The organism is Enterobacter cloacae complex sp. ECL414, from assembly GCF_021869685.1.
Taxonomy (GTDB): Bacteria; Pseudomonadota; Gammaproteobacteria; order Enterobacterales; family Enterobacteriaceae; genus Enterobacter; species Enterobacter kobei.
Map to the genome: position 1 here is coordinate 4,327,804 of NZ_CP091481.1, position 18,235 is coordinate 4,346,038.

Annotated in this window: 9 protein-coding genes, 2 tRNA genes and 4 rRNA genes; 8 read left to right on the top strand and 7 right to left on the bottom strand. The window is 52.3% G+C overall.

Annotated features, from left to right (window positions below):
* The first annotated feature begins 104 nt into the window (after nucleotides 1-104).
* Nucleotides 105-2,186, top strand: coding sequence for a putative bifunctional diguanylate cyclase/phosphodiesterase (locus tag L3068_RS20850; RefSeq protein ID WP_045268630.1), 2,082 nt, complete (start codon nucleotides 105-107; stop codon nucleotides 2,184-2,186).
* Here the strand turns inward: L3068_RS20850 and envR are convergent.
* Nucleotides 2,102-2,818: an acrEF/envCD operon transcriptional regulator gene (gene envR, locus L3068_RS20855; RefSeq protein ID WP_032635392.1), complete on the bottom strand. Its 717-nt coding sequence runs from the start codon at nucleotides 2,816-2,818 to the stop codon at nucleotides 2,102-2,104. The genes L3068_RS20850 and envR overlap by 85 nt on opposite strands.
* Before the next feature lie 389 nt (nucleotides 2,819-3,207).
* On the opposite strand from envR, the gene L3068_RS20860 reads away from it, so the two are divergent.
* The 7 genes from L3068_RS20860 to L3068_RS20890 all read left to right on the top strand — a co-directional run bounded on the left by L3068_RS20860 (nucleotide 3,208) and on the right by L3068_RS20890 (nucleotide 12,626).
* A complete protein-coding gene (locus tag L3068_RS20860; RefSeq protein ID WP_014885449.1) occupies nucleotides 3,208-4,347 on the top strand; it encodes an efflux RND transporter periplasmic adaptor subunit in 1,140 nt (379 codons plus the stop codon).
* Nucleotides 4,348-4,358: 11 nt separating this feature from the next.
* The gene (locus L3068_RS20865; protein WP_117582364.1) at nucleotides 4,359-7,472 is read left to right on the top strand and encodes an efflux RND transporter permease subunit; all 3,114 of its coding nucleotides are present in this window, start codon (nucleotides 4,359-4,361) and stop codon (nucleotides 7,470-7,472) included.
* A gap of 304 nt (nucleotides 7,473-7,776) precedes the next feature.
* Nucleotides 7,777-7,998 carry a lipoprotein gene (locus tag L3068_RS20870; protein ID WP_008502867.1) on the top strand — a complete coding sequence of 74 codons (222 nt, stop codon included), beginning with the start codon at nucleotides 7,777-7,779 and terminating at the stop codon, nucleotides 7,996-7,998.
* Between the two features lie 474 nt (nucleotides 7,999-8,472).
* On the top strand, nucleotides 8,473-9,498 hold the full coding sequence (locus tag L3068_RS20875) for an amino acid ABC transporter substrate-binding protein (RefSeq protein ID WP_014885451.1): 1,026 nt from the start codon (nucleotides 8,473-8,475) through the stop codon (nucleotides 9,496-9,498).
* A gap of 67 nt (nucleotides 9,499-9,565) precedes the next feature.
* Nucleotides 9,566-10,747 (top strand): amino acid ABC transporter permease, encoded by a 1,182-nt coding sequence (locus L3068_RS20880; protein ID WP_014885452.1) that lies wholly within the window; start codon nucleotides 9,566-9,568, stop codon nucleotides 10,745-10,747.
* A gap of 9 nt (nucleotides 10,748-10,756) precedes the next feature.
* Nucleotides 10,757-11,860 carry an amino acid ABC transporter permease gene (locus L3068_RS20885; RefSeq protein WP_014885453.1) on the top strand — a complete coding sequence of 368 codons (1,104 nt, stop codon included), beginning with the start codon at nucleotides 10,757-10,759 and terminating at the stop codon, nucleotides 11,858-11,860.
* Nucleotides 11,861-11,867: 7 nt separating this feature from the next.
* Nucleotides 11,868-12,626 carry an amino acid ABC transporter ATP-binding protein gene (locus L3068_RS20890; protein WP_014885454.1) on the top strand — a complete coding sequence of 253 codons (759 nt, stop codon included), beginning with the start codon at nucleotides 11,868-11,870 and terminating at the stop codon, nucleotides 12,624-12,626.
* Between the two features lie 106 nt (nucleotides 12,627-12,732).
* Here the strand turns inward: L3068_RS20890 and rrf (L3068_RS20895) are convergent.
* The 6 genes from rrf (L3068_RS20895) to L3068_RS20920 all read right to left on the bottom strand — a co-directional run bounded on the left by rrf (L3068_RS20895) (nucleotide 12,733) and on the right by L3068_RS20920 (nucleotide 17,959).
* A 5S ribosomal RNA gene (gene rrf, locus L3068_RS20895) occupies nucleotides 12,733-12,848 on the bottom strand.
* 43 nt (nucleotides 12,849-12,891) lie between these two features.
* Nucleotides 12,892-12,967, bottom strand: a tRNA-Thr gene (locus L3068_RS20900).
* Nucleotides 12,968-12,981: 14 nt separating this feature from the next.
* Nucleotides 12,982-13,097: ribosomal RNA gene (gene rrf, locus L3068_RS20905) — 5S ribosomal RNA — on the bottom strand.
* Nucleotides 13,098-13,162: 65 nt separating this feature from the next.
* Nucleotides 13,163-16,066, bottom strand: a 23S ribosomal RNA gene (locus L3068_RS20910).
* 192 nt (nucleotides 16,067-16,258) lie between these two features.
* Nucleotides 16,259-16,334 (bottom strand) — tRNA-Glu (locus tag L3068_RS20915).
* An 85-nt stretch (nucleotides 16,335-16,419) separates the two neighbouring features.
* Nucleotides 16,420-17,959, bottom strand: a 16S ribosomal RNA gene (locus L3068_RS20920).
* The 16S, 23S and 5S rRNA genes sit together here with 2 tRNA genes alongside, the layout of an rRNA operon.
* Between the last annotated feature and the right edge of the window lie 276 nt (nucleotides 17,960-18,235).

The following is an 18,235-nucleotide window of genomic DNA, read 5'->3' on the forward strand; positions in this document are numbered from 1 at the left end:
CTAAAAACGGGGATTTAAAACCCTTTGAGCCGTTACCTTACGGTGATAATGTCTCGCCCTTCTCAACCTCTCCTGCTTAACGTCAGACACGAGTAGAACCGACCATGCTGGTTAGCCAATACAACCTTATCCTTGTAGTTCTCTCCTTCGTTGTGGCCATCCTCGCGTCGTATACCGCACTGAATATGGCGGCACGCGTCGCCGGAAGTCAGGGCGTCGCCGCCCGCGTCTGGTTGGCTGGCGGCGGTATTGCGATGGGCATTGGCGTGTGGGCCATGCACTTTATCGGCATGCTGGCGATGGACCTCTCCATGAGCATGAGTTACAACGTAAGCCTGACCATTTTATCCATGGTCATTGCCGTGGGTTCTTCACTGTTTGCACTCTGGCTCGTCAGCTGTGAACAACTGCGCTTGCGCCGTCTGCTACCCGGCGCGCTGGTGATGGGAAGCGGTATTATCGCCATGCATTACACCGGTATGGCCGCGCTGGAAGTGAGGCCCGGTATCGTCTGGGACACGTTGTGGGTGGCCATTTCAGTCGTCATTGCCCTTGCCGCTTCGCTTGCTGCATTGTGGCTGACCTTCCGCCTGCGTCACGAAGCGGCTCAGGTCGTGCTGATGCGTCTGGGTGCCGCCATCACAATGGGCATTGCCATTGCCGGTATGCACTACGCCGGGATGAGAGCCGCGCAGTTTCCAATGTCGACGATGACGCACCATGTTGGTATTAACAGCAGCTGGCTCGCCATGCTGGTCAGCGTCGTCGCGCTCTCTATTCTTGGGATCACCCTGCTGGTGTCGATGCTGGATGCCCGTCTTCAGGCACGTACTGCCCTACTGGCCTCATCGCTTGCAGAAGCGAACCGGGAACTTGCTCAACTGGCGCTGCAGGATACGCTAACGCGCCTGCCCAACCGCATCCTGCTGGAAGACCGACTCGATCAGGCGATCAGTAAAGCCGATCGTGAAGGAACCCATTTTGCGCTGATGTTTATGGATCTCGACGGCTTTAAAGCCATCAATGACGCCTATGGTCATGATGTCGGTGACAAACTGCTGGTCGCCGTTACGCAGCGTCTGCTGCTGCTTCTGAAGGGCCAGTTCACTCTTGCACGTATCGGCGGTGATGAGTTTGTTCTGCTGGCTGAGGGCGAAGGCCCGGACGATGCGGCCTCGCTGGCAAATTCGCTGGTACGCGCGATCGATAGCCCGTTCAACCTCGACCCGTATGAACTGATGGTGACCCTCAGCATTGGTATCGCTTTTTATCCTCACGACGGCAAAACCGAACGCGAGTTGATGTTTAACGCCGACGCGGCGATGTACCACACCAAGCATATGGGCCGAAACGGTTATCACTTTTTCCAGCCTTCCATGAACACCCTGGCGCAGACCCATCTTCAGTTAATGAACGATTTGTGGATGGCCATCGAACGCAATGAGCTGCGCCTGTTGTATCAGCCAAAATTTCACGCGCCCGCAGGACCTCTCCTCGGGTTTGAGGCACTGTTGCGCTGGCAACATCCTAAGCAGGGACTACTGACGCCGGATCTTTTCCTGCCACTGGCGGAAAAGACGGGGCTTATCATCCCTATTGGTAACTGGGTGATCAATGAAGCCTGCCGCCAGCTGAGAGAATGGCATCTTCAGGGACATCAAGACTGGTCAATGGCTGTAAACCTGTCGACATTGCAGTTTGAACAACCATCACTGGTTAAAACGGTTCTCGACTGCCTGGAGCGCCATCAGGTACCGCCGGAAATGCTGATCCTGGAAGTTACGGAAACGACGGCAATGAGCAACCCGGATGAGAGCGTACGGGTGCTGACAGAATTGACGAATGCAGGCGTGAAAGCGTCCATTGATGACTTTGGAACCGGGTATTCAAGCCTGCTGTATCTCAAGCGCTTACCGGCCTGTGAACTGAAGATCGACAGAGCATTTGTAAAAGAGTTAAGCGGGGAAAGCGAGGATGCCACCATTGTCTCGGCGATTGTGGCTCTCGCAAAAACACTTAACCTGAAAGTCGTGGCTGAAGGTGTGGAAACCGAAGCCCAGCAAACCTTTTTAACAGAGCTGGGTTGTAACACCCTTCAGGGTTATCTGTTAGGCAAACCAGCCAGCGCGCAGACCATAGAGGCGCTTTGTGCGCGAGGTGAAATGTTGCCTGGCGCTGAGCTGTAGTCATCCTGAGGCGACACGCGCAAGACAGGGAGTGTCGCCAGAATACTGTCGACCAGCGCGGGTGCCTGTTGATAGAGATTAAAACTGTCGGTATTCATTAACCAGTTTTTAATGATTCCGCTAAAAAAGCCATGCAATACAATCATGGTCAGTTCAACATTCATCTGCGCCGCAACGATTCTCTGAGAAATACATTTTTCCAGCGTAATACGTAAAGAATCATAATTAAAGCCAATGCGTTTACGGATTTCATCTTCTGAAATCATATCGCTATGAAACTCACATTTATGATACAGAATTTGTAAAAGCGCGCATTGCCGGGGTTCATGCGCGATATACTGTAGCGCAGTAATAAATTGCTCACGAAGCATTAACAACGGGTCATCATTTTCGGAAAGAGAAAGCCTGTCGCAAATAATGTCACGCAGCGGTAATTGCTGTTCCCAGATGGCATTAAATATCTCTGCTTTACTGGTAAAGTGCCAGTAGATGGCACCGCGCGTAACCTTTGCGGCATCCGCGATATCCGTCAGCGTCGTGCTGGCCACGCCACGCGTCGCAAACTGCCCGATAGCCGCCTCAATCAACTGCTGTCGGGTCTGTTGAGCCTCTTCTTTCTTTTTACGCGCCATAGGCAGCTACTCGTTACTCACTGGGTTTATACGTAACCTCGGGTTCGGATGGCTGGAATTATTCCCTAAAACCCGTTTTCATTTTGCACAAAAAAAGTCAAATCCCTTAACTCATAATTTATACAAATGCATAATCAATATTTAATTCATGATGTGAATATTTTAAGGCATTAAACCCTCTTTATCTGGTTAGCCTGGAGGGGAGTATATTCATATCTTCTCCGGGCCCCATTCTGATTTTTCCTTCACGCCTCGTCATTCGCACTTATAAATTAAAAAACATTAAATATCCTCATTATTATACGCAGCTACATTTTATTTTTTTATCCCTCTGCCCCAACGACCGTTCTACGGCAAATCTCGGTTAATGGGTATTTAAAGGAACAGTAATGACGAATCATTTCAGACGTTTGCCCTTATCCGGTTTCATTGTCTGCGCTGTACTGCTCTCTGGATGCGATGGCCAGGAAAACCAACAACAACATCCCCAGGCACCTCAGGTCAGCGTGCATATCGTGAAAAGCGCGCCGCTGGCGGTCACCACTGAACTCCCGGGCAGAACGGATGCATTCCGCGTGGCGGAGGTTCGTCCACAGGTTAGCGGTATCATCCTGCGTCGTAACTTCACGGAAGGTAGCGATGTAAAAGCAGGAGATTCGCTTTACCAGATTGATCCTGCGACCTATCAGGCGGCTTACGATAGCGCGAAAGGTGAGCTGGCGAAGGCCCAGGCGGCGGCCAATATTGCGCATCTGACAGTAAAACGTTATCTCCCGCTGGTAGGCACCCAGTATGTCAGCAAGCAGGAGTATGACCAGGCCGTGGCAACAGCCCAACAGGCCGATGCCAGTGTTATCGCCGCCAAAGCCGGCGTCGAAAGTGCACGTATTAACCTTGCCTATACCAAAGTGACGTCTCCCGTCGATGGGCGCATCGGCAAATCCAGCGTGACAGAAGGTGCTCTCGTCACGAACGGGCAGGCCTCTGCACTGGCAACAGTCCAGCAGCTTGATCCGATTTACGTCGACGTCACCCAGTCCAGCAATGAATTTATGCGCCTGAAACAGACAAGCCTGCAAAAAGGCGACACGGCCAGCAGCGTTGAACTGCTGATGGAAAATGGTCAGCCTTATCCGCTGAAAGGTACTTTGCAGTTCTCAGACGTCACGGTGGATGAAAGCACCGGTTCGATTACCTTGCGCGCCATTTTCCCTAACCCTCAACACCTTCTGTTACCCGGGATGTTCGTTCGCGCCCGCATTGATGAAGGCACACAGCCGAATGCAATTCTGATTCCCCAGCAGGGTCTGACCCGTACGCCGCGAGGTGATGCAACCGTCATGGTGGTTAACGATAAAAACCAGGTTGAGCCACGCACCGTCGTTGCGCCTCAGGCCATTGGTGATCGCTGGCTGGTGACGGAAGGGCTGAAAAACGGTGACCGCGTGATTGTCAGCGGATTACAAAAAGCCAGGCCAGGTGCCACCGTCGTCGCCACCCCAGATACCACCACAGCGCCCGCCAGTTAAGGAACGACGACATGGCTAATTTCTTTATACAGCGGCCGGTTTTCGCCTGGGTACTTGCCATCATTTTGATGATTGCAGGCGGGCTGGCTATTCTCAAACTGCCCGTTGCCCAGTATCCAACGATTGCCCCGCCAGCCGTTGCGATTTCCGCAACCTACCCCGGCGCAGATGCCCAGACGGTACAGGATACCGTGACCCAGGTTATCGAACAGAACATGAACGGTATCGATAACCTGATGTATATGTCCTCCACCAGCGATTCAGCGGGTAATGTCACCATCACCCTGACCTTCGAGTCGGGAACAGACCCGGACATCGCCCAGGTGCAGGTGCAGAACAAGTTGCAGCTGGCCATGCCGCTGCTGCCGCAAGAAGTTCAGCAGCAAGGGATTGGCGTTGAGAAGTCCAGCAGCAGCTTCCTTTTGGTCGCCGGTTTTGTTTCGGACAATAAAAGCCTTACTCAGGATGATATCTCCGACTACGTCGCTTCGAACGTCAAGGATGCCATCAGCCGAACATCGGGTGTCGGCGACGTTCAGCTGTTTGGTGCCCAGTATGCGATGCGCATCTGGCTCGACAGTAACGCGATGAACAAATACCAACTGACGCCGCTGGATATTATCAATCAGTTAAAAACGCAGAACGACCAGATAGCGGCAGGCCAGTTGGGTGGAACACCATCAGTCCCTGGACAGCAGCTGAATGCCTCCATCATCGCGCAAACTCGCCTGAAATCACCGGAAGAGTTTGGTCGCGTCACGCTCAAAGTGAACCAGGACGGCTCAATGGTTCATCTGAAGGATGTGGCTCGCATTGAGTTGGGTGGCGAAAACTACAATATGGTGACCAAAATCAACGGGCAGGCGGCAACCGGTCTGGGGATTAAGCTCGCTACTGGTGCAAACGCGCTGGATACGGCGGCAGCCATCAAGAGCAAGCTGGCACAACTGCAACAGTTCTTCCCGCAGGGACTGAAGGTCGTCTACCCCTACGACACCACGCCTTTTGTGAAAATCTCGATTCATGAAGTGGTGAAGACCCTGTTTGAGGCGATCATTCTGGTCTTCCTGGTCATGTATCTGTTCCTGCAAAACCTGCGGGCAACGCTGATCCCAACGATCGCCGTGCCGGTTGTTCTGCTGGGGACCTTCGCCGTGCTGGCTGCGTTCGGTTTCTCCATCAATACCCTGACGATGTTTGGGATGGTGCTGGCGATAGGGCTACTGGTTGATGACGCCATCGTGGTTGTCGAGAACGTTGAGCGCGTGATGGTGGAAGATAAACTGCCGCCGAAAGAGGCCACGCAGAAGTCGATGGAGCAGATTCAGGGCGCGCTGGTGGGGATCGCCATGGTCCTCTCGGCGGTCTTTGTTCCGATGGCCTTTTTTGGTGGCTCGACTGGGGCCATCTATCGCCAGTTCTCGTTAACTATCGTTTCTGCGATGGCGCTATCCGTGCTGGTCGCACTGATCCTGACCCCCGCTCTCTGCGCAACGTTGCTTAAGCCCGTCTTAGGCGACCACCACGAGAAGAAAGGTGGCTTCTTTGGCTGGTTTAATGCGCTCTTTGATAAGAGCGTGGAGCACTACAGCAACAGCGTGAGCGGTATTTTGCGTAAGACCGGTCGCTATCTGGTGGTGTACGTCATTATTGTTGGTGGCATGGCGGTGTTGTTCCTGCGCTTACCGACCTCCTTCCTGCCCGAAGAGGACCAGGGGGTATTTATGACGATGGTTCAACTTCCGGCGGGGGCGACCCAGACGCGTACTCAGGCAGTCCTCGATCAGGTTCAGGACTACTATCTGGACAAAGAGAAGGCGAACGTTGAATCCGTCTTCACCGTTAACGGCTTTAGCTTTAGCGGCCAGGGTCAGAACTCCGGTATTGCCTTTATCAGCCTGAAGCCCTGGGAGGAACGCCCGGGAGAGAAAAATAGCGTTGAAGCAATCGTGGGTCGCGCGACGAAAGCGTTCAGCCAGATTAAAGACGGCCTTGTCTTCCCGTTTAACCTGCCTGCGATTATTGAGCTTGGAACTGCAACGGGATTTGACTTTGAACTTATCGATCAGGCTAACCTGGGACATACCCAGCTGACGCAGGCGCGTAATCAACTGCTCGGAATGGTGAAAGAGCACCCTGACCTGCTGGTGCGCGTGCGTCCAAACGGACTGGAAGATACGCCTCAGTTCAAGCTGGATGTCGACCAGGAAAAAGCGCAGGCATTGGGCGTCAGCCTTTCCGACGTCAACCAGACTATCTCGACAGCGTTGGGTGGCACCTATGTAAACGACTTTATCGACCACGGACGCGTGAAAAAAGTTTACGTGCAGGCAGATGCCCGTTTCCGCATGCTGCCGGGAGACATTAATAACCTCTACGTGCGCAGCGCGAACGGAGAGATGGTTCCCTTCTCCGCCTTTAGCTACTCTCACTGGGTTTATGGCTCACCTCGCCTGGAACGCTTCAACGGGATGCCTTCAATGGAGATCCTCGGGGAATCCGCACCGGGTAAAAGTACCGGCGAAGCGATGGTATTGATGGAAAGCCTTGCTTCAAAACTGCCCGCTGGGATTGGCTATGACTGGACAGGCATGTCTTATCAGGAACGCCTTTCCGGTAACCAGGCGCCCGCACTGTATGCCATTTCACTGATCGTGGTGTTCCTGTGTCTGGCGGCCCTGTATGAGAGCTGGTCCATCCCATTCTCCGTGATGCTGGTTGTGCCGCTGGGTGTTATCGGTGCTCTGCTCGCCGCGTCGCTGCGCGGATTGAACAATGACGTCTATTTCCAGGTCGGCCTGCTGACGACAATTGGCCTGTCGGCGAAAAACGCCATCCTGATTGTCGAATTTGCTAAGGACCTGATGGATAAAGAAGGTAAAGGGATTATTGAAGCCACCCTGGAAGCATCAAGGATGCGCCTTCGACCAATCCTGATGACCTCCCTGGCCTTTATCCTTGGCGTCATGCCGCTGGTAATCAGTACCGGAGCCGGGAGCGGTGCGCAAAATGCTGTCGGTACGGGCGTTATGGGAGGCATGCTTTCCGCGACGCTGCTGGCGATTTTCTTCGTTCCCGTTTTCTTTGTGGTTGTCCGGCGACGGTTTACCCGCCATAAAGAGTAACGCCCCCATGAAAGGCACCCTGTGGTGCCTTTTTTATTTTTAATATAAACAATAAATTAGACATTATTGAATTGCAGTGTTAAAAATGCGGTGATTTACATTAAGTAGAAACGCCCTGTTGTGTCTCCATAATTTCTCCATTAATTCATCCTGAAACCGACTTTTCTCCACGATTTTTACAAACGACATACTTTGAGATTATTCCTCGTGCAACGAGGTGTTACCCCGGTGGTAAAATAGCCTCCAGTTCGTTAATAGCCCTCCTGGCTTTGTAGCGAATGAGAAATAATACTGAGGTAACATCATGAAAAGATTCATTTCCGTTGCACTTCTCGCTGCGCTACTTGCTGGATGCGCGCACGATTCTCCATGTGTACCGGTTTACGATGACCAGGGTCGACTGGTTCATACCAATACCTGTATGAAAGGCACCACCCAGGATAACTGGGAAACCGCGGGTGCTATCGCCGGCGGAGCGGCTGCCGTGGCGGGTTTGACGCTGGGTATCGTTGCCCTGACGAAGTAACATCAATTAAGAAAGCGCGGCTCGGGCCGCGCTTTTGCGTTTAAAAAGTGCATTGTTTTCTAATAAGTAAAAAAATAGCCCCGTTTTTATTCAAGAAATTAACTCCCATCGACTGGCTATCACATTTTTTTAGTATATAAAAGTTTATTTCATATTTTATCGTGATGATTTTCACACATTAATCTTATTGAATACCCTGCCAATATTCACTTCAGAAACTATCTCTTGATTTATCTCATCCTCATCGAAACTTTTGCTCCGATTTGTGGCACAGGTTGTAATTTCGCACCGTTTCGGGGCGTTCGTTTTATTTAAGCGTGTCTACACTCAGCATTAAGCGTTCTGTTATCACTTATTTTGTGGAACGCAAAACTGGCATTACGTTTGCTTTATAAACGTTGGCCAAAGCCACAGACAGGTTTAGCGCTTAAAAAGCGCTTCTATAACGATAAATTTCGCCACACAGGATGCATTATGAAAAAGACGATGATAGCCAGCCTGACCGCTGCAGGCATGTTGTTTGCCGTAGCGGGCCAGGCCCATGCGGGTACGACACTGGATGCCGTTAAAAAGAAAGGTTTTGTTCAATGTGGTATCAGTGATGGTCTGCCTGGCTTCTCATATGCCGATGCGAACGGCAAATTTACCGGTATTGATGTGGATGTCTGCCGCGGCGTCGCAGCTGCCGTTTTTGGGGATGACAGCAAAGTAAAATACACCCCGCTGACGGCGAAAGAACGCTTTACGGCGCTGCAATCCGGTGAAGTTGACATGCTCTCGCGTAATACCACCTGGACCTCCTCTCGTGATGCAGGTATGGGGATGTCATTTACCGGCGTGACCTATTATGACGGCATCGGATTCCTGACCCACAATAAAGCGGGCCTGAAAAGTGCCAAAGAACTGGATGGCGCCACCGTATGTATCCAGGCGGGTACAGATACTGAGCTGAACGTCGCGGATTATTTCAAAGCCAATAAGATGAAATACACCCCTGTGACGTTTGATCGCTCGGATGAATCAGCCAAAGCACTGGAATCCGGCCGTTGCGACACGCTGGCCTCTGACCAGTCACAGCTGTATGCCTTACGTATTAAGCTGAGCAACCCGGCAGAATGGATTGTGCTGCCAGAAGTGATCTCCAAAGAACCTCTCGGACCTGTTGTTCGTCGTGGTGATGAAGACTGGTTCTCCATTGTTCGCTGGACCCTGTTTGCCATGCTGAACGCGGAAGAGATGGGCATCAACTCGAAAAACGTTGATGAGAAAGCCGCTAATCCATCCAACCCGGATATGGCTCACCTGCTCGGTAAAGAGGGTGATTTCGGCAAGGATCTGAAGCTGGATAACAAGTGGGCTTACAACATCATCAAGCAGGTGGGTAACTATTCTGAGATCTTTGAGCGCAACGTGGGATCGGAAAGCCCGCTGAAGATCAAACGCGGCCAGAACAATCTCTGGAATAACGGCGGCATTCAGTACGCGCCACCAGTACGTTAAGTCAAAGCTGTAACGGGCACTGCTCAGGCGGTGCCCAGTCCAGAGTCATGGTTACTGAGGTTTCTTTATGTCCCATCGCCGCTCAGCCGTAAAAGGAACGCTATCCTTTTCTCATCCCGCGGTCCGCGCCTGGCTATTCCAGATCATTGCTATTGTTGCGGTTGTTCTCATCGCCGTGTATCTCATCCATAACACCATCACCAACCTGAATAACCGCGGTATTACCTCCGGTTTTGCGTTCCTGGATCGCAGCGCAGGGTTTGGCATTGTTCAGCATCTTATTGATTATGAGGAAGGTGACACGTACGGACGCGTGTTTGTGGTCGGTTTACTGAATACGCTGCTGGTATCGGCGCTTTGTATTGTCTTCGCCTCGATATTGGGTTTCTTTATTGGCCTGGCTCGTCTTTCTGAAAACTGGCTCCTGCGGAAGCTTTCAACCTTTTATATTGAGACGTTCCGCAACATCCCACCGCTGCTGCAGATCTTTTTCTGGTATTTCGCGGTCCTGCGTAACCTTCCTGGCCCCCGTCAGGCCGTCGATGCGTTTGAGCTGTTTTTCCTGAGTAATCGTGGGCTATACATTCCCTCTCCGCAGTTCGCCGAAGGGCTTTACGCCTTCATCGTCGCCGTTATTATTGCGATCGCCATTTCTGTCGGGCTGTTCCGTTATAACCGCAAGCACCAGATTAAAACCGGGCAGCTTCGTAAAACATGGCCCGTTGGCGCTGCGCTAATTGTTGGCTTACCGTTAGTCGCTCACTGGCTTTTTGGTGCGGCTTTGCACTGGGATATCCCCCATCTGCGCGGGTTCAATTTCCAGGGCGGGATGGTGTTAATTCCTGAACTGGCAGCACTCACGCTGGCGCTCTCGATTTATACCTCCGCATTTATTGCAGAAATCATTCGCTCCGGGATCCAGGCGGTGCCTTACGGACAGCACGAGGCGGCGCGTTCACTTGGTTTACCTAATACCGTGACGCTGCGCCAGGTCATTATTCCCCAGGCCCTGCGGGTAATCATTCCGCCACTGACCAGTCAATATCTCAACATTGTCAAAAACTCATCGCTGGCCGCCGCGATTGGTTACCCGGATATGGTGTCTCTCTTCGCCGGCACCGTGCTTAACCAGACCGGACAAGCTATAGAAACCATTGCCATCACCATGTCTGTCTATCTGATCATCAGTCTGGCGATTTCATTGCTGATGAACCTTTATAACCGCCGTATTGCACTGGTCGAGCGCTAAGGATTTATGATGTCGAAAGCGATACTGTCGCACTCCTCGCGTCCAGCCAGCACAACCGGTGGACGTTTCATTATCTGGGCACGTAAGAACCTGTTCTCCAGCTGGAGCAACAGCCTGCTGACAATAGTCTGCCTGTGGTTGATGTGGGAACTGATCCCGCCGCTACTCAACTGGGCATTCCTGCAGGCGAACTGGGTGGGTTCCACGCGTGCCGACTGTACGAAAGCGGGCGCATGCTGGGTGTTTATTCACGAGCGTTTTGGCCAGTTCATGTATGGATTGTATCCTCATGAACAGCGCTGGCGGATTAATCTGGCGCTGGTTATCGGTCTGCTTTCCATCGCCGTAATGTTCTGGAAAAAGCTACCTCATCGCGGACGCTATATTGCCGGCTGGGCTGTAGCGTATCCCATTATTGTTTGGGTGTTGTTGTATGGCGGCTTCCTGGGGCTGGAACGCGTTGAAACACGCCAGTGGGGCGGTCTGACGCTGACGTTGATTATCGCTTCTGTGGGGATAGCTGGCGCTCTGCCGTGGGGCATTTTACTCGCTCTGGGGCGTCGTTCAACAATGCCGGTCGTGCGTGTGCTCTCAGTGATCTTTATTGAGTTCTGGCGTGGCGTACCACTGATCACCGTATTGTTTATGTCTTCGGTCATGCTGCCGCTGTTTATGGCAGAAGGTACAACGATCGACAAACTGATTCGTGCCCTGGTCGGGGTGATTCTGTTTCAGTCTGCCTATGTCGCTGAAGTTGTGCGTGGTGGCCTGCAGGCGTTACCTAAAGGCCAGTACGAAGCAGCGGAATCACTGGCTCTCGGATACTGGAAAACGCAGGGGTTGGTCATCCTTCCACAAGCACTCAAGCTGGTGATCCCGGGCCTGGTCAACACGATCATTGCCCTCTTCAAAGATACCAGCCTGGTCATCATCATCGGACTGTTCGATCTCTTTAGCAGCGTGCAGCAGGCAACCGTTGACCCTGCCTGGCTGGGCATGTCCACCGAGGGATATGTCTTTGCTGCTCTGATCTACTGGATCTTTTGTTTTAGCATGTCGCGCTACAGCCAGCACCTGGAAAAGCGCTTTAACACCGGGCGTACACCGCACTGAGGAAATTATGAGCCAAATTACTATGACACCCGCCGACGCGATGATTACGCTGGAAAACGTGAATAAATGGTATGGACAGTTTCATGTCCTGAAAGACATTAATCTCAAGGTAAAGCAAGGTGAACGAATCGTTCTTTGCGGCCCTTCCGGTTCAGGGAAATCGACAACCATACGCTGTATCAACCATCTTGAAGAGCATCAGCAGGGACGCATTGTGGTTGATGGTATCGAGCTGAATGAAGATATTCGCAATATCGAACGCGTGCGCCAGGAAGTGGGGATGGTATTTCAGCACTTTAATCTATTTCCTCACCTGACCGTTCTGCAGAACTGTACGCTTGCGCCGATTTGGGTACGAAAGATGCCGAAACAGGAAGCGGAGGCGTTGGCAATGCATTACCTCGAACGCGTACGTATTGCAGAGCACGCCAATAAGTTTCCCGGCCAGATCTCAGGCGGACAACAGCAGCGTGTGGCTATCGCCCGTTCACTATGCATGAAACCCAAAATTATGCTGTTTGACGAACCGACATCTGCGCTGGATCCGGAAATGGTGAAAGAAGTGCTGGATACTATGATTGGGCTGGCGCAATCCGGGATGACGATGTTGTGCGTGACGCATGAGATGGGTTTTGCCAGAACGGTGGCAGACCGGGTGATCTTTATGGACCGCGGTGAGATCGTTGAACAGGCCCCACCGGATGAATTCTTTGCGCATCCGAAGTCGGAACGTACGCGTGCATTCCTGTCGCAGGTGATTCATTAGTCATTTGCTTTGCCGGGTGGAGGCTTTGCCTTACCCGGCCTACCGTTTTTTCTGCACATAAACGCAAAAAGGCCATCCTTTCGGATGGCCTTTTCACTTATTTGATGTCTGGCAGTTCCCTACTCTCACATGGGGAGACCCCACACTACCATCGGCGCTACGGCGTTTCACTTCTGAGTTCGGCATGGGGTCAGGTGGGACCACCGCGCTAAAGCCGCCAGACAAATTCTTTTACTTCTTGCCGAACTTTAACCTAAGTATAAAGTGGTGCTGATACCCAGAGTCGAACTGGGGACCTCACCCTTACCAAGGGTGCGCTCTACCAACTGAGCCATATCAGCACACTAAATTTGATGCCTGGCAGTTCCCTACTCTCACATGGGGAGACCCCACACTACCATCGGCGCTACGGCGTTTCACTTCTGAGTTCGGCATGGGGTCAGGTGGGACCACCGCGCTAAAGCCGCCAGGCAAATTCTGTTATCTGTATCAGGCTGAAAATCGTCTCTCTCACGCCAAAACAGCTTCGGCGTTGTAAGGTTAAGCCTCACGGTTCATTAGTATCGGTTAGCTCAACGCATCGCTGCGCTTACACACCCGACCTATCAACGTCGTCGTCTTCAACGTTCCTTCAGGAGACTTATAGTCTCAGGGAGAACTCATCTCGGGGCAAGTTTCGTGCTTAGATGCTTTCAGCACTTATCTCTTCCGCATTTAGCTACCGGGCAGTGCCATTGGCATGACAACCCGAACACCAGTGATGCGTCCACTCCGGTCCTCTCGTACTAGGAGCAGCCCCCCTCAATTCTCCAGCGCCCACGGCAGATAGGGACCGAACTGTCTCACGACGTTCTAAACCCAGCTCGCGTACCACTTTAAATGGCGAACAGCCATACCCTTGGGACCTACTTCAGCCCCAGGATGTGATGAGCCGACATCGAGGTGCCAAACACCGCCGTCGATATGAACTCTTGGGCGGTATCAGCCTGTTATCCCCGGAGTACCTTTTATCCGTTGAGCGATGGCCCTTCCATTCAGAACCACCGGATCACTATGACCTGCTTTCGCACCTGCTCGAGCCGTCACTCTCGCAGTCAAGCTAGCTTATGCCATTGCACTAACCTCCTGATGTCCGACCAGGATTAGCTAACCTTCGTGCTCCTCCGTTACTCTTTGGGAGGAGACCGCCCCAGTCAAACTACCCACCAGACACTGTCCGCAACCCGGATCACGGGTCTACGTTAGAACACCAGCCATTAAAGGGTGGTATTTCAAGGTTGGCTCCACGCAGACTGGCGTCCACGCTTCAAAGCCTCCCACCTATCCTACACATCAAGGACCAGTGTTCAGTGTCAAGCTATAGTAAAGGTTCACGGGGTCTTTCCGTCTTGCCGCGGGTACACTGCATCTTCACAGCGAGTTCAATTTCACTGAGTCTCGGGTGGAGACAGCCTGGCCATCATTACGCCATTCGTGCAGGTCGGAACTTACCCGACAAGGAATTTCGCTACCTTAGGACCGTTATAGTTACGGCCGCCGTTTACCGGGGCTTCGATCAAGAGCTTCGCGTTACCGCTAACCCCATCAATTAACCTTCCGGCACCGGGCAGGCGTCACACCGTATACGTCCACTTTCGTGTTTGCACAGTGCTGTGTTTTTAATAAACAGTTGCAGCCAGCTGGTATCTTCGACTGATTTCAGCTCCACCCGCAGGGGCTTCACCTACATATCAGCGTGCCTTCTCCCGAAGTTACGGCACCATTTTGCCTAGTTCCTTCACCCGAGTTCTCTCAAGCGCCTTGGTATTCTCTACCTGACCACCTGTGTCGGTTTGGGGTACGATTTGATGTTACCTGATGCTTAGAGGCTTTTCCTGGAAGCAGGGCATTTGTTACTTCAGCACCGTAGTGCCTCGTCATCACACCTCAGCGTTAAAAGGTACCGGATTTACCTGGAACCTCCGCCTACATGCTTAAACCGGGACAACCGTCGCCCGGCTAACATAGCCTTCTCCGTCCCCCCTTCGCAGTAACACCAAGTACAGGAATATTAACCTGTTTCCCATCGACTACGCCTTTCGGCCTCGCCTTAGGGGTCGACTCACCCTGCCCCGATTAACGTTGGACAGGAACCCTTGGTCTTCCGGCGAGCGGGCTTTTCACCCGCTTTATCGTTACTTATGTCAGCATTCGCACTTCTGATACCTCCAGCAACCCTCACAGGCCACCTTCAACGGCTTACAGAACGCTCCCCTACCCAACAACACATAGTGTCGCTGCCGCAGCTTCGGTGCATGGTTTAGCCCCGTTACATCTTCCGCGCAGGCCGACTCGACCAGTGAGCTATTACGCTTTCTTTAAATGATGGCTGCTTCTAAGCCAACATCCTGGCTGTCTGTGCCTTCCCACATCGTTTCCCACTTAACCATGACTTTGGGACCTTAGCTGGCGGTCTGGGTTGTTTCCCTCTTCACGACGGACGTTAGCACCCGCCGTGTGTCTCCCGTGATAACATTCTTCGGTATTCGTAGTTTGCATCGGGTTGGTAAGCCGGGATGGCCCCCTAGCCGAAACAGTGCTCTACCCCCGAAGATGAGTTCACGAGGCGCTACCTAAATAGCTTTCGGGGAGAACCAGCTATCTCCCGGTTTGATTGGCCTTTCACCCCCAGCCACAGGTCATCCGCTAATTTTTCAACATTAGTCGGTTCGGTCCTCCAGTTAGTGTTACCCAACCTTCAACCTGCCCATGGCTAGATCACCGGGTTTCGGGTCTATACCCTGCAACTTAACGCCCAGTTAAGACTCGGTTTCCCTTCGGCTCCCCTATACGGTTAACCTTGCTACAGAATATAAGTCGCTGACCCATTATACAAAAGGTACGCAGTCACCCCATAAAGAGGCTCCCACTGCTTGTACGTACACGGTTTCAGGTTCTTTTTCACTCCCCTCGCCGGGGTTCTTTTCGCCTTTCCCTCACGGTACTGGTTCACTATCGGTCAGTCAGGAGTATTTAGCCTTGGAGGATGGTCCCCCCATATTCAGACAGGATACCACGTGTCCCGCCCTACTCTTCGAGTTCACAACCTGTGCATTTTCGTGTACGGGACTATCACCCTGTACCGTCGGACTTTCCAGACCGTTCCACTAACACACAAGCTGATTCAGACTCCGGGCTGCTCCCCGTTCGCTCGCCGCTACTGGGGGAATCTCGGTTGATTTCTTTTCCTCGGGGTACTTAGATGTTTCAGTTCCCCCGGTTCGCCTCGTTAACCTATGTATTCAGTTAACGATAGTGTGTCGGAACACACTGGGTTTCCCCATTCGGACATCGCCGGGTCAAAGGTTCATATCACCTCGCCGGCGCTTTTCGCAGATTAGCACGTCCTTCATCGCCTCTGACTGCCAGGGCATCCACCGTGTACGCTTAGTCGCTTAACCTCACAACCCGAAGATGTTTCTTTCGATTCATCATCGGTTTGCGAAAATTTGAGAGACTCGAACACACATAACATGTGTGTCGTTTCAATTTTCAGCTTGATCCAGATTTTTAAAGAGCAAATATCTCAAACATGACTCGCAAGTCAGTTTTGAGATATGACGGCAGGTGACTTTCACTCACGAACCAGCAAGTGGCGTCCCCTAGGGGATTCGAACCCCTGTTACCGCCGTGAAAGGGCGGTGTCCTGGGCCTCTAGACGAAGGGGACACTGAAGTCTCAATCGCAAGACGCCTTGCTATTTACTTTTCATCAGACAATCTGTGTGAGCACTACAAAGGCAGGTTCTTTAAGGTAAGGAGGTGATCCAACCGCAGGTTCCCCTACGGTTACCTTGTTACGACTTCACCCCAGTCATGAATCACAAAGTGGTAAGCGCCCTCCCGAAGGTTAAGCTACCTACTTCTTTTGCAACCCACTCCCATGGTGTGACGGGCGGTGTGTACAAGGCCCGGGAACGTATTCACCGTAGCATTCTGATCTACGATTACTAGCGATTCCGACTTCATGGAGTCGAGTTGCAGACTCCAATCCGGACTACGACGCACTTTATGAGGTCCGCTTGCTCTCGCGAGGTCGCTTCTCTTTGTATGCGCCATTGTAGCACGTGTGTAGCCCTACTCGTAAGGGCCATGATGACTTGACGTCATCCCCACCTTCCTCCAGTTTATCACTGGCAGTCTCCTTTGAGTTCCCGGCCGGACCGCTGGCAACAAAGGATAAGGGTTGCGCTCGTTGCGGGACTTAACCCAACATTTCACAACACGAGCTGACGACAGCCATGCAGCACCTGTCTCAGAGTTCCCGAAGGCACCAATCCATCTCTGGAAAGTTCTCTGGATGTCAAGAGTAGGTAAGGTTCTTCGCGTTGCATCGAATTAAACCACATGCTCCACCGCTTGTGCGGGCCCCCGTCAATTCATTTGAGTTTTAACCTTGCGGCCGTACTCCCCAGGCGGTCGACTTAACGCGTTAGCTCCGGAAGCCACGCCTCAAGGGCACAACCTCCAAGTCGACATCGTTTACGGCGTGGACTACCAGGGTATCTAATCCTGTTTGCTCCCCACGCTTTCGCACCTGAGCGTCAGTCTTTGTCCAGGGGGCCGCCTTCGCCACCGGTATTCCTCCAGATCTCTACGCATTTCACCGCTACACCTGGAATTCTACCCCCCTCTACAAGACTCTAGCCTGCCAGTTTCGAATGCAGTTCCCAGGTTGAGCCCGGGGATTTCACATCCGACTTGACAGACCGCCTGCGTGCGCTTTACGCCCAGTAATTCCGATTAACGCTTGCACCCTCCGTATTACCGCGGCTGCTGGCACGGAGTTAGCCGGTGCTTCTTCTGCGGGTAACGTCAATTGCTGCGGTTATTAACCACAACACCTTCCTCCCCGCTGAAAGTACTTTACAACCCGAAGGCCTTCTTCATACACGCGGCATGGCTGCATCAGGCTTGCGCCCATTGTGCAATATTCCCCACTGCTGCCTCCCGTAGGAGTCTGGACCGTGTCTCAGTTCCAGTGTGGCTGGTCATCCTCTCAGACCAGCTAGGGATCGTCGCCTAGGTGAGCCGTTACCCCACCTACTAGCTAATCCCATCTGGGCACATCTGATGGCAAGAGGCCCGAAGGTCCCCCTCTTTGGTCTTGCGACGTTATGCGGTATTAGCTACCGTTTCCAGTAGTTATCCCCCTCCATCAGGCAGTTTCCCAGACATTACTCACCCGTCCGCCACTCGTCACCCGAGAGCAAGCTCTCTGTGCTACCGTTCGACTTGCATGTGTTAGGCCTGCCGCCAGCGTTCAATCTGAGCCATGATCAAACTCTTCAATTTAAGTTTGATGCTCGTGAATTAAACTTCGTAATGAATTACGTATGTTCACTCAGAGACTTGGTATTCATTTTTCGTCTTGCGACGTTAAGAATCCATGTCACTTTGAGTGCCCACACAGATTGTCTGATAAATTGTTAAAGAGCAGTTGCAACGCGGCTTTCGCTCACCGTTGCGAGGTGGCGTATATTACGCTTTCCTCTTTCAGAGTCAACCCGTTATTTCAGGATTTTTTCTCTTCAACCGACCGGGTTGTCTGTGAAGTGATTCACATCTGCC